Here is a 13,101-nt window from a genome sequence, read left to right as displayed (position 1 = left end):
TTTTTAATTACCCGGCAATTAGTACAACTATACTTCTTGGGTTAACTAAATAATAATCATCCGGTTTAATCAGTATTTCTTTACCGCCATCAAGAAAATCTTCGCTGCCTGGAAGGCTTGTGTCAATAACTCTATGCCATCTTTTATTGGCGGAACAACAGGGAAGTTTAACATATTGCAGAAAACTATCTGCATTACATATAAAAAAAATACCATCAAGAATATAGCATAAAATCCGGGCATCATGATTGCCCCACACAGGTTCCCGTCCGTCATTTCCATACCATTTTATTATCAACCCGTCATAAAGTTTTTCCATAAACTTTCTGTTTTGTAAAATAATATGTTTCTTCCTGAATAAAATTGCTTTCCTGCAAAAATCAAATATATCTTTATTCTTTAAAATAAGTTCCCAGTTAAACCAGCTTATTTCATTATCCTGGCAGTATGCATTATTATTTCCTTTTTGTGAGCGTAAAAATTCATCGCCCCCGAGTATCATAGGTGTTCCCAGTGAAAACAAAAGATAACAAAAATAATTTTTAATCAGCCGCTTACGGAGACAAACAACATTAACATCATCAGTTTCTCCCTCGATACCGCAATTCCATGAAAAATTTTCAGTCAAGCCATCTTTATTATTCTCAAAATTTAATTCATTGTGTTTATGATTATATGAAACAAGGTCATTCACGGTAAAACCGTCATGGCATGTTATAAAATTAATACTGTGATATGGAGACCGCCCGTCATCCCCGTATAGGTCGGAAGAACCTGTCAATCTTAAACTTAAATCCCTTACCTGTCCTTTATCTCCTCTTCCGAACTTTCGGACAGTATCCCTGAATTTCCCGTTCCATTCGGACCAGTCAGGAGGAAAATTACCCACTTGATATGTTTCTAAATCCCATGGTTCCGCGATAAGTTTCACCCTGTTCAAAACCGGGTCCTGTGAAATTGCGTCAAAAAAAGATGCGGTCTTTTGAAACAAACCGTCTTTACGTCCTAAAATTGTTGCCAGGTCAAATCTAAAACCATCAACATGCATTATGTTGACCCAGTAACGAAGAGAATCCATTATTAATTCTATAACTGCCTGGTTAGCCAGGTTAAGGCTGTTTCCGCACCCGGAATAATTTGTATATGAACGATAAGGTTCCTCTTTTTTCCCTTTTAAACAATAGTATGTAAGATTATCTATTCCCCTGAAACAAATTGTAGGGCCTAATTCATTCCCCTCGCCTGTATGGTTATAAACCACATCCATTATAACTTCAATCCCTGCCTTATGAAGCTCACGGACAAGAATTTTAAACTCATCCGCCTGGCATCCCGGATAACTTTTTGAACTGTAAGATGATTCCGGGCTGAAAAAACCTATTGTATTATACCCCCAATAATTAGTAAGCCCTTTTTTGATTAAAAAATCTTCCGTATAAAATTCCTGGAGAGGAAGAAATTCAACTACATTTATCCCAAGGCCTTTGAGATAAGGAATTTTTTCAATAAAACCCAAATATGTGCCGGGATGCTTAACACCCGATGAGGAATGCGCGGTAAACCCTTTTAAATGCACTTCATAAATTATTAATTTATCAAAAGGGATATCCGGCCGGGAATCATTTTGCCAGTCGAAATGCTCATCCATCACGATTGATTTTGGAACGATATGAGAATTGTCACGATTGTCTTTCGATAAATCTTTATCCAAAGAATCCGCATCATATCCAAAAAGCAGGTTATTTTCATTCGTAAATTTGCCTGTCAATGCCTTCGAATAAGGGTCAATCAGAAGTTTATTTTCATTAAACCGCATGCCTTTTGCGGGATCAAATTCACCCCTGATTTTAAAACCATACAATTGCCCTTTTTTTAATCCATGGACAAAAACATGCCAGACATTTTTTTCTCTATGTTCAATTTTTATTATATCCGCCGGTTCGCCAGCGGGGTCATCAAACAAAAGCAGAAATATATCATCCGCGTGCTGGGAATAAATTGCGAAATTCACACCGTCTTTTTGCAATGTGGCGCCCAGCGGATAATACTTTCCCCCGGATAGCTTTTTATTTGTTCTGTGTTTTAATTTTTCAGGCATTTTATACGCATTTTATAATAATACAGAATCTTTAATTTTATTATAAAAACATAATTTTGTCTATAGTTAAATATATGATAGAATTACCAGTTATGGATTTATCAAATCTAGCCGATATTCTCAAACAATATCCGAATTACCGGTCAAGACAGATAAAAAAGGCATTATTCCTTGATTTAATTGAAGACTGGATGGATATAACCACCCTGCCATTTGACCTTAGAAAAAAATTAAACGAGGAATGCCGGCTTTCCATTAAAGGCAGCTTCTTTGAATCTCATGATAAAAGCGCTATCAAAGCCGCAATAACCCTAAAAGACAATATCCGGATTGAATCAGTTTTAATGAAAAGCCGTGACGGACGGAACACGGTTTGTGTATCATCGCAGGCCGGCTGCAGCCTCAACTGCTCATTTTGCGCGACAGGGCGGCTTGGATTTAAAAGAAATCTTGAAATGTTTGAGATTATTGAACAGGTTTTGTTTTTCGCAAGGTTACTGAAAAAAGAAAACAAAAAAATCACAAATATTGTTTTCATGGGAATGGGAGAGCCTTTTCTGAATTATGATAATGTCTTAAACACAATAAAGCTTTTAAATGAAAAGGACGGGTTTAACCTTGGAGCCAGGCATTTTTCAATTTCGACGGTGGGAATTCCCGGGGGAATCAAAAAATTTTCGAATGAAAATTTACAGGTAAACCTCGCCATATCGCTTCACGCGCCATCTGATGATTTACGTTCAAAAATAATCCCGGCAAATAAAAAATACCCGATTAACGCAATTATTTCCTGCGTGGATGAATATATTAAAAAAACCAACCGCAGGGTAATGTTCGAGTATATAATGATAAAAGACTTTAACGATTCCGTTGAATGCGCGAAAAAATTATCCGTTTTAATGAAAAAACCGCTTTATTTTATAAACCTGATAACTTATAATCCTACAGGAAAAACGCTAAAGCCCTCTAAAGGCGAAAGAATAAAAATATTTAAAGAGATTTTGGAAAAAGAAGGTATCGCAGTAACCCAAAGGTTCCGTTTCGGAGAAGGTCTTGACGCCGCCTGCGGACAGTTGGTATATAAAGAATAGGGACAGCGCAGGGCCAAAATTGTGCAATTTGCAAGAAAGGAAGTTCGGGGTGAAGCTCAGCAAAAATTTATCTATTACGATTATAGGTGTTTTTATATTTACTACCATACTGTCCACAATAATTTTCTGGTATTTCTTTTCCCTGCCTGATGTCCGGGAACTGGAAAACTACCAGCCTATTCAGGCAACAAGAATATTTGACATCAATAATAAATTAATCTCTGAATTTTTCAATGAAAAACGGGTGGTTGTCCCATTAAAAAAAATGCCGGATTATTTTATTAATGCGATAATCGCCACTGAAGACCACGAATTTTATAAACACTGGGGTATAGATATGACATCCATCGCGCGGGCTTTTTTGAAAAATATGCTGGCGGGGGAAATCGTCCAGGGGGGAAGCACATTGACCCAGCAGCTTGCGAAAAACCTTTTTCTGAGCTCCGAAAGGACCTTTATAAGAAAACTTAAAGAGGTTATTTTAACACTCCAGATAGAAATGCATTATTCAAAAAAAGAAATTTTGGAATTTTACTGCAACCAGATATTTTTCGGCCAGGGGGCATATGGAGCGGAGTCCGCCAGTCAAACCTTTTTTGAAAAACCGGTTTTTAAATTAAACCTGGCAGAAGCCGCATATCTTGCGGGGTTTATCCAGGCGCCAACTCTTTATTCACCATACAAAAATCCAAAACTCGCGAAAAAACGGCAGTTGTTTGTCTTGAAACGGATGTTAAAAGCAAATTTGATAAGCGGGGAAGAATATGAAAAAACAAAAGACAAAAAAGTAAATTTTGCCCCTTACAAATACCGGCAGAATAAAGCACCTTATTTTACCGAGTATATCCGGAAAATGCTTGAAAAAAAATTTGATGAAAAGACCCTCTATGAAGGAGGCCTTTCGGTCTATACAACCCTGGATTTAAGAATCCAGCAGACCGCTGAGATAAATTTTAAAAAATATATAAAAGAAAAAAATGACGCGCTTGGGAAATATGAGCCGAGATTTCCTGAAAAAGGGCAGGCAATAGAAGAAAAAATACAAAAGGAAACGGGTATCTCTGACAAAAAAGAACTTTTAAAATATCTGGATGTTAATAAACTTTTATGGGGAACTGTGAAAACCGCTGGAAAAGAAAAAGCGGTAATCTCGCTTGGATGGGGGGTAGAAGGGATTCTTCCTTTAGATGGAATTAAATGGATTAAAAAACAGGAGTTCAGGGAATTTGAAGAAAAGAAAAAAACAGGTTTTTACCGTGCCAGAATAACAAAGGTCAACGACGCGCTTGCTAAAAACCATCTTGTCCGGGTAAAAGTTACATCTGTGGATAACAAAAAGGAAAATATTCAACTTTCATTGCACCAGGAACAAACATTACAGGGTGCGGTATTGGCCATCGAACCGCAGACAGGTTTTATTAAAGCCATGATTGGCGGATACAATTACGCGGAGTCACCCCTTAACCGCGCTGTGCAGACAAAAAGACAGCCGGGCTCGGCCTTTAAACCATTTATCTATACAGCGGCCGTTGACATGGGATTTACAGGGGCCAAATCGGTCGTGGATGCCCCGGTCACCTTTCCAGATAATTCCCGGGAAAACGAAGAATGGTCGCCAAGCAATTACTATGGAATTTATTACGGGCCTGTTACACTCAGAAAGGCACTCTCGCTTTCATTGAATATCGCTTCCATAAAACTTTTGCAGGAAACCGGAATAAACAAAGCGATAGAATATGCAAAGCTCCTGGGAATAAAAAGCCCGCTTGTCCCAAACTTTACCCTGGCCCTCGGGACATCCGAGGTCACACTCCTTGAAATAACATCGGCGTATTCTATCTATGCCAATGAAGGCGTCCATGTTGAACCGATGGCAATAAAAATGATAAAAGATGTTAATGGGAACATACTGGAAAAATATAACCATATTGAACATATTGCCTTAAAAGAAGATGTAAACTACATCATGGTTGATATACTGCAGGCGGTAACAAAAGAAGGGACCGGCAGGTCTGTCCGCAAGATAGTCGAAAGGCCGATAGGCGCAAAAACAGGGACAACCGATAATGCCACTGACGCATGGTTTATAGGTTTTACACCTGACCTCGCTCTTGGTATCCATATCAGTTTTGACGACCGGACATCCATGGGACAGCATGCCACAGGTGAAGAAATGACGGGCCCCGTCTGGGCATATATAATGAAAGACATTTATCAAGACTCGGAAATCCGCGATTTCCCCATACCGAAAAATATTATATTTAAAGAAATTGACAACCAGACAGGATTGTTAGCCACTCCGAAATGCAAAGAGATAGTTGTGCAGGCATTTATCAAAGGCACTGAGCCTGTTAAGGAATGCGATGAAACCCAGCCAGGCGCGGAAAATATACCGTTCAGGCTGCTGAGGGGAAAAAAGCCGGAATGAAATTTTACCTTTGGATTTTTATTATTTTTCTTATACCAAATATCAATTCATACGCCGCGAATCCAAAAATTGAGCCAGCAGGACTGGATTTCTATAAAGAAACTATATCCATAAAAAGTAAAAAGCCTGTCCTGGAAAAACTTCCATGGGATGAGATTGTTGTCCCGTCTGAAGAAGGAAGAAAGATCAATATCCTTTTAAAAACAAAGGGACTCAGGGAATTCGCGAACCTTACATATCAGGTCAGACTTTTCCGGCAGGAAGATTACCCCGGCGGAAAATTCAAAACAATTAAACTGGACCAGACAAAAAACATCAACGAATTTCTCGGGGAAGTTATTTTCATAGACGGCACGGCGGAAAATAAACCTGAAAATTTTGTCGGAATTCCGCAGGGAGATGACGGAATCCTTGAAGTATCAACTGCCGAAGGCGCTCCTGACGGCGGATGGGAAGCGGAATATTTCCTCGAAAAACTTGTTAAAAAAGGCTATAAAAACCGCGGCAACGCGACATTTTTCTCATTCACGGACGAAGGAACGGTTGAGGAACACGAAAATGAAGGAATACCGGCGCTTACAAATGAATACATTCAGTACGCGGGCGTGGAGAAAATCATCATTGACGCGGGTATTAATAATAGCAATGAACGGCCTTATTACATAACACCTTTAGAGTGGGAGATGCCGGGATTCAATCCCGCGAAAGACTGGCTGCTTGTAAAAAACCAGGCTGATATTTTTTACTTCTCATTCCACGGGGAACACGAATCAAGCGGGACATTGAGCTCACTAATTTTAAAAGATGACTGGAAATTATCAAAACGCTGGCCGGCGCAGATAGTTCCCAAAAAAACACGCGGCATGCTTGACGACTACTACTACCGCACCCTGCATGACGAAATCGGAAACAATTGGGACCTTGACCTTGAGTGGGTTTATATGGCCGGCTGTTCTGTGCTTGATTATGACGGGGAAATTACAGGGCAATGGGCCAATTTTCATGATGAAAAATACAATTCGTGGTATGATTCGCGTCCGGGACTTTTTTGGGCAAAAAATATCTTAAACAAAGATTCCAATCTCCATGGAATTATCGGGTTTACCGCCACAGGCAAATCAGACCATCCCCTGATTGACGAATGTTTTAACCATAATGATTCAATAGTTGACGGGTGGAAAAAAAATGAAGAGATTTTTCATATGTTTTTGGCACCCTCGATACTTTATCATCCTGAATATGAAAATGAGACATTTACGGGACTTGAAGATTCTAACCCGGATAGTAATAAATTGGTATACTGGTATTCTTATCAACCTGCCACTTTTTCTTTCCCTGAAAGGAAAAGAATTACCGTTAACAAATTGGTTGACCTGGGCATCAACGCACCCCGCGCGCCTGACTGCCTTATGGTTGAAAATATCCCCTGTCTTTCTCCAAACGCAAAGAGCCCCGGAAAATTAATTTTTAATTATTACCCGGCATATTTTCCTGAACGGGAAAATATCTCTGATAAAAGAATCAATATGAATAACCTCACACCGATTTTAAGCTGGGGTTATTTTTCAAACCAATACCGGACTTTTTTTGATACAACAGACGATGTTTTTATCGAAATTTATCCTGGTATTTTAACTTACGAAAATGAAAAAATAAAAAATTACGGCGTAAATATTGACGGGTTAAACGACCGGATCATTGACGAATGGCAAATACAGGTCTTTAACACGTCCAAAAAATTAATTATCAACAAAATATTTTCTTCGGAAATAAAGAAATCAAATAAACCGAACCTGTCGTGGGAAGCGGATTATAAAATAAAACCGGAGGAAAAATTAAATCCCGGCAGTCTGTATTATTTTCGCGTAAAAGGAAAGGGCAAAAATGGTTTATGGAGCCCTTTCAGCAGGATACAGTGGTTTAAGACAAAGTAAAAAACGGTTTAAGCGGTTTAAATAGTTCAAACAGTTTAAACGGCCAAAATATATATGAAAAAACCTGTTTTATTATCAACAATTTTATTGTTTTTAATTTTTAACGCATCATCTCATGCTGTAACTTTGCTTGAATACCGCTTAAGAGAGATCCGCGATGAATACCGCCACAATTCCCATGAAGGAACAAAAAAAATAGAAATACTATGGGATGAATTTCCTGATGTTGACGACAGGCTGAGAATATTTCTCGATTTAAACCACTATTACCAGAAACATTCCCTGGATAAACTTTTAATCAATCAAGGCAAATGGCTCCTTAAAAAAAATATCCAGTCAGAAAAAAGCAGGATCTGGATAATTACCCCAATCGCGGAAACACTCGCAAAACAAAACGATTTTAATGGAGCTGTAACTTATTATGACAAAGCGTTCGCAATAGGATGCCGTATTTTTGGGAAAAATCCCCGGGTTTTATCAAGAGAAGATTTTATTAAAAACGGGACCGAAGCTGTTTCTCTTTGGGGTGAAACCGCTATTAACGCAAGCCTGGTTTATGCACGCGCGGGAAAATTTAACGACGCTTACACTGTTCTTAACTCCGCGAAAGCGGTAATTCCCGATGGAGCTATCAAATCCGGGTTCAAAGATATAGATTATGAAAGGACAAAAATTCAAATACTCGGCCTGGTGCAGGGAAAATCAAAAAACGCCTTACAAGCCCTGAAATTACTGAATGAAGGCAAACCGTTTTTTACTATTGAACCTGAAACAATACAAACACCTGAAGAAAAATTATGCCTTATGGAAAAAGAATATAAGCTTTTGTCGGACCTTTATCTCAATACCTTGATTATAAACCCGCCCTGTGATCTTTTGACTTATAAAAGGATAATCGCAAACGGCAGGGGAACTGTTTATGTTTTGAGGAGGCTTCTTGAACTTTTTAAAAATGACGATTTTTGCGATGATTTTGAAAAAAAAATAACGGATAAATTAAAAGAATCAAATATGCCTCATATTAATCTTCTTTTTGCCGAATACTATTTCAACAAAAAAAATTATAAAGAAGCGGCCTTTTATTATGAAAAAGTAATCAAGCAGGGAAAAAATCAAATATACCGCTGGCCGAAATATTACCCTGATTTAGATTCTAATGGGAATTACCAGTCTCCCCATCGTCCGTATCTATGGGTAACTTGTTATGAACGGGCAAAAGAACAGTTAAAAAAATAAACTTAAAAAATTAATAAAAAAAATTGTATTATATTTGTCCTTGACAAGTTGTAAAAATTATTAATATAATTAAAATCAATTTTTTGTATTTTCCCCTCTTTTTTTTCGCGAAGCGATCACTTCGTGAAAAGAGGGGATTAAGGGGAGTTCGCAGGAGATAATTTATGAATTCGATAATTATATTGATTCTCGGATTTCTGGTTTTTTACATCGGTTACCGCGTTTATGCCGGATATATCGACAAAAATATCATAAAAGCCGACCCCAAAAAGACAACTCCGGCAAAGATGTACATGGATGGCGTTGAATTTATCCCTACAAGCAAACATGTTCTTTTCGGGTATCAATTCAAATCAATCGCGGGAGCAGGCCCTATTATCGGGCCGATTATCGCAATCCAGTGGGGATGGCTGCCCGCGTTAATATGGATACTTTTGGGGACATTTTTCATAGGGTGGGTCCAGGACTATTCAACCGCGATGATTGCGATGAGGAATGACGGAGCTTCACTTGGGGCCTTGAGCCATAAACTGATTTCCCCGCGGGCAAGAATTATACTTCTTTCATTCATATATTTCTATCTTCTTTTAATAGCCGGCGCATTCGGGAATGTGGTGGTAAGCACCGCTGTCGGACTGAAAGCATCCCCCATGGCGTGGCTGTTTTTGACAATAGCCGGTATCGTCGCGGGGCAGATGATTTATAACCTGAAAAAGGACATTATTTTAACAACTTTTGTCACAATTATAATCGCGTTATTGGGCATATGGCTCGGAACAATATTCCCGTCGGATAAAATTTTAGGAGAAACAATATCAAACAGCCGGCTCCTGTGGGCCATAATCGCCTTTATATTTTGCTATTTTGCTTCAGTCCTTCCGATATGGAGATTCTCTCTTCCCATAAATTACGTGGCTTCTTACATAGTTTTTCTTGGGCTTTTTCTGGGAATAATCGGGATATTTATTCTCCATCCTGATTTTACACTTCCCGCGTACACAGGCTTTAACATCAAAGTCGGGCCAATCTGGCCAATTATGTTTGTGACAATTGCCTGCGGCGCAATTTCCGGGTGGCACAGTATTGTGTCGAGCTCAGGTACCGCCCGGCAACTGGAAAATGAGCTTGACGCGCGGCCGGTCGGCGCAGGTGTAATGTTTCTTGAGATGATACTTGCATTATTCGCATTGATAATAGCGGGAACTATTTATGCGACACCATCTGAATATGGTTCTGCGATTACAAGCGGCCCGGGAGTTATATTCGCGGCCGGTGTTTCCAAATTTCTGGGAGCGCTGGGACTGTCTCTGGAGTTAGGCAAATCATACGGAAGCGTAATGATGATTGTCCTTGCGATAACAATTATGCAGTTGGTTGTGCGGTTTATGAGGGTCGCGACTTCGGAACTGCTCGGCGATATAAGCCCGTTCTTCAGAAATATCCATATAGGGACTATCATCGCAAGTATTTTGGGAATCGTTTTGGTTCTTTCAGGCTGGTGGCAATATCTCTGGGTATTATTTGGCGGCGCAAACCAGTTGATGGCATCCCTCTCGCTAATGCTTGTAACTTTATGGCTTATGTCTGAAGGTAAAAATTATTTCTGGGCCTTTTTGCCGATGATATTTATGTTCATAACAACTACAGGCGCTTTACTCTGGACATCCTACAGTTTGCTTAATAAAGTATTCAGCGGAGGTTTGAAAACCGAGGCGCTGGTAGGGAATACACTTATGGGAATTGTCGGGTTTCTGCTTGTTATCGCATCAATGATTCTTGCAATTGACGGGGTGAAAGCGTTCAAGAAAAGTCAAAGGTCAAAAACCAAAGGAGGCTCCAATGTCCGATAAAGAAAAAAAAGGTTTTCTGAACGCAATTAAAGAATTTGCTTATGGAATAGCGGCCCATGATTCAGCCCGGTATGCTCTTAAGACAAGGGCGAGCATGGAACACCTTTTCATTCTTATCACAATGGGAGATATGCTGGGCGTTCCGATTTTACCCCCCTATTATTCCCTCCGGTTATTGCCACATGTGGTTCCCCAGATTTCAACATGGAAAAGAAGGATGCTCAGGGAAAAGGATTTGACAGACGCGCTGGCTTAAAATCACCTTATTAATTTGCCTTTGGCAAATTTTATTTTCAAAAGAAGGAGTTGACTATTTCGCTTTCAAAAATCTTTGAACAATATCCCGGCCGGAGGTACATAATGTTCGGCGGGAAGGGGGGACTCGGGAAGACCACTTTTTCCGCCGCGGCAGCATATTATCTTGCCGGGAAAGGCAAAAAGGTTCTTGTTTTTTCCGTTGACCCGCAGGCGTCATTAAGCGATATATTCGAAAAAAATATTTTTGGCAAGGGCCCCACGGAAATTATCCCAAATCTGTTCGCGCAGGAAATCGATGCTGACCGCAGGGTAAAAGAATACCAGCAGGAAATCCGCCGTAAAATCCTCGACATGTATGGAATGGAAAAAATCCCTGATGAAATCGAAAATTATATCCAAGCTTCCGCCGCGGAACCCGCTATGGAAGAAAGCGCTATTTTTGATGAGGTGGTCGATATAGTCGTTAAGGGCGATTATGATTATTATATTTATGATTTAGTGCCTCTGGGACACGCCCTGTATTATCTCAGCATGGCAAAGGTATATGACGCCTGGATTGACAAGATCACGGGCCTGCGGCAGCAAATGAGAGAATTCGACCACGTATCAGCCGTAATGAAACGGCAAAAAAATGTTGAAGAAGACGCAATTTTAAATGAGCTTCTTTACATAAAAGACCGCATAAATAAATCATCCAGAATTCTGACTGATAAAACAAAAACAGCCTTCTTTTTCGTCGTTACACCTGAAGATATGGTAATTAAAGACACTCAAAAAGCGGCGGAATTATTTTCAAAATTTGATGTTCCTTTGAGCGGTTACATTGTCAACAGAGTGTTGCCCGAAGAATTAGAGAAACAAAATATTCCCGAATATATAAAAAATAGGATTATTATGCAGAAAAAATATCTGGATGTGATTAAAACTTGTTTTAGCCGGGAAGTAATGGCTTTTGTCCCGGAGATGGATAGAGATATAACGGGAATCCCGATGATTGAAAAAATCGCAAAAAAAATGTTCGAAGGGGCATAAGCATTATGAATTTAATAACTAATTCCATGACCAATTTTATGATAGCCCGCCCAAAATTAAAATACATTTTTTTCGGCGGCAAGGGCGGCGTGGGAAAAACAGTAATGGCGGGCGCGGCAGCACTATGGGCCGCTAAACAGGGAAAAAAAACGTTACTCGCATCCACGAATCCCGTCCACAGCCTTTCGAGCCTCCTAGAACAGGATGTGTTCGGGAAACCCGCGGTTGTATGTGATGAAAACAAATGCTACGCATTTGAAATCGACACAAAAGACACAATCGAAAGGTCTAAAAATGAAATCCGCGAAAAAATAAACTGGTTCCTTAAATTCGCGGATATTTCGGCCAACGCGGGAGAATTTGTTGAAACAGCGACCATGAACCCCGCATTTGAAGAGTCGGCGATGTTCGAGAACATGATGGACCTTATATTTAAGGATGAATATGACTTTTATGTTTTTGATACCGCGCCGACGGCAAACGCCAGGAGGCTTCTCGGCATGTCAAAGGTATATTCACTCTGGGTCAACAAGATGCTGAAAAGCAGGGATGAGGCAAAATCCCTACGTGAATTACTTTCCTTTTCCAGGAAAAAAGAAAAAGACCCGCTCCTGGATTATCTTTTAAACTTCAAGGAACGGATGGATTGCTCAAAGAAACTTTTGACAGATGCAAACCTGACTTCGTTCTTTTTTGTAACCTTGCCGGAAAGCCTACCGATAGCGGTAATTACACGTTTCATCAGCTGGTTTCATGAGTTCGGGATACCGGTCGGCGGTGTAATAGTTAACGGATTAATCCAGAAAAACCAGGTCGAAAAAGGCACCGCCGAGTTTGTATTAAACCGTATAAAAATGCAGGACAGCCATATGGAAAAAATACGGGATTTGTTCGGGGACAATGTAAGAGCGATTGTGCCTTTATTTGAAACAGAAATAAAGGGCGCAAAAATGCTGAACCGGACAATAGAGCATCTTTTCAAATACTGCTAATCTTCTGCCATTTTATTTATCGCGTATAAAAACCCGAGAAATAATATATCCAGGTTCACAGAACTTTGACAGTTAAACCCTAAAAAATCGCAAAAGAAGCGAAAAGAACCGCATAGAAATAAGGGGCGGTTCTTTTTTTTGGCCAAAGTGTAGTGCCATGTTTGATTAAAAATAATTAAAAT

10 protein-coding genes are annotated in these 13,101 nt (G+C 39.6%); 8 read left to right on the top strand and 2 right to left on the bottom strand.

Annotated features, from left to right (window positions below):
- Positions 1–7: 7 nt before the first annotated feature.
- Positions 8–2,098, bottom strand: a complete 2,091-nt coding sequence (gene glgX / locus AB1498_06020) for a glycogen debranching protein GlgX (GenBank protein ID MEW6087844.1) — start codon at positions 2,096–2,098, stop codon at positions 8–10.
- 74 nt (positions 2,099–2,172) lie between these two features.
- Here glgX and rlmN point away from each other — a divergent pair, with 74 nt between their 5' ends.
- From rlmN to AB1498_05980, 8 genes are all read left to right on the top strand, one after another.
- Positions 2,173–3,189: a 23S rRNA (adenine(2503)-C(2))-methyltransferase RlmN gene (gene rlmN, locus AB1498_06015; protein ID MEW6087843.1), complete on the top strand. Its 1,017-nt coding sequence runs from the start codon at positions 2,173–2,175 to the stop codon at positions 3,187–3,189.
- Positions 3,190–3,238: 49 nt separating this feature from the next.
- Positions 3,239–5,617, top strand: coding sequence for a PBP1A family penicillin-binding protein (locus AB1498_06010; protein ID MEW6087842.1), 2,379 nt, complete (start codon positions 3,239–3,241; stop codon positions 5,615–5,617).
- Complete coding sequence (locus tag AB1498_06005) at positions 5,614–7,551, top strand: hypothetical protein (GenBank protein ID MEW6087841.1); 1,938 nt, start codon at positions 5,614–5,616, stop codon at positions 7,549–7,551. Before AB1498_06010 ends, AB1498_06005 begins: the two co-directional genes overlap by 4 nt.
- 54 nt (positions 7,552–7,605) lie before the next feature.
- Positions 7,606–8,787 (top strand): tetratricopeptide repeat protein, encoded by a 1,182-nt coding sequence (locus AB1498_06000; protein MEW6087840.1) that lies wholly within the window; start codon positions 7,606–7,608, stop codon positions 8,785–8,787.
- A 164-nt stretch (positions 8,788–8,951) separates the two neighbouring features.
- The gene (locus tag AB1498_05995; GenBank protein MEW6087839.1) at positions 8,952–10,637 is read left to right on the top strand and encodes a carbon starvation CstA family protein; all 1,686 of its coding nucleotides are present in this window, start codon (positions 8,952–8,954) and stop codon (positions 10,635–10,637) included.
- A complete protein-coding gene (locus AB1498_05990) occupies positions 10,627–10,893 on the top strand; it encodes a hypothetical protein (GenBank protein MEW6087838.1) in 267 nt (88 codons plus the stop codon). Before AB1498_05995 ends, AB1498_05990 begins: the two co-directional genes overlap by 11 nt.
- A 104-nt stretch (positions 10,894–10,997) precedes the next feature.
- Complete coding sequence (locus tag AB1498_05985) at positions 10,998–11,927, top strand: TRC40/GET3/ArsA family transport-energizing ATPase (GenBank protein ID MEW6087837.1); 930 nt, start codon at positions 10,998–11,000, stop codon at positions 11,925–11,927.
- A 5-nt stretch (positions 11,928–11,932) separates the two neighbouring features.
- On the top strand, positions 11,933–12,919 hold the full coding sequence (locus AB1498_05980; GenBank protein ID MEW6087836.1) for a TRC40/GET3/ArsA family transport-energizing ATPase: 987 nt from the start codon (positions 11,933–11,935) through the stop codon (positions 12,917–12,919).
- Here AB1498_05980 and AB1498_05975 read toward each other — a convergent pair.
- The coding region (locus AB1498_05975) for a hypothetical protein (protein ID MEW6087835.1) at positions 12,916–13,101 on the bottom strand (186 nt) is incomplete at its 5' end. The genes AB1498_05980 and AB1498_05975 overlap by 4 nt on opposite strands.

It is taken from the genome of bacterium (assembly GCA_040754625.1).
Taxonomy (GTDB): domain Bacteria; phylum JACRDZ01; class JAQUKH01; order JAQUKH01; family JAQUKH01; genus JAQUKH01.
The sequence above is the reverse complement of the archived record's forward strand: the minus strand, read 5'-3'. Positions and strand labels throughout refer to the sequence as shown.

Coding starts and splice junctions, on each gene's coding strand:
- AB1498_06000 (MEW6087840.1), top strand. CDS start 7,606: ATGAAAAAACCTGTTTTATTATCAACAATTTTATTGTTTTTAATTTTT.
- AB1498_05985 (MEW6087837.1), top strand. CDS start 10,998: ATGTTCGGCGGGAAGGGGGGACTCGGGAAGACCACTTTTTCCGCCGCG.
- AB1498_06005 (MEW6087841.1), top strand. CDS start 5,614: ATGAAATTTTACCTTTGGATTTTTATTATTTTTCTTATACCAAATATC.
- AB1498_05995 (MEW6087839.1), top strand. CDS start 8,952: ATGAATTCGATAATTATATTGATTCTCGGATTTCTGGTTTTTTACATC.
- rlmN (MEW6087843.1), top strand. CDS start 2,173: ATGATAGAATTACCAGTTATGGATTTATCAAATCTAGCCGATATTCTC.
- glgX (MEW6087844.1), bottom strand. CDS start 2,098: ATGCCTGAAAAATTAAAACACAGAACAAATAAAAAGCTATCCGGGGGA.
- AB1498_05990 (MEW6087838.1), top strand. CDS start 10,627: ATGTCCGATAAAGAAAAAAAAGGTTTTCTGAACGCAATTAAAGAATTT.
- AB1498_05980 (MEW6087836.1), top strand. CDS start 11,933: ATGAATTTAATAACTAATTCCATGACCAATTTTATGATAGCCCGCCCA.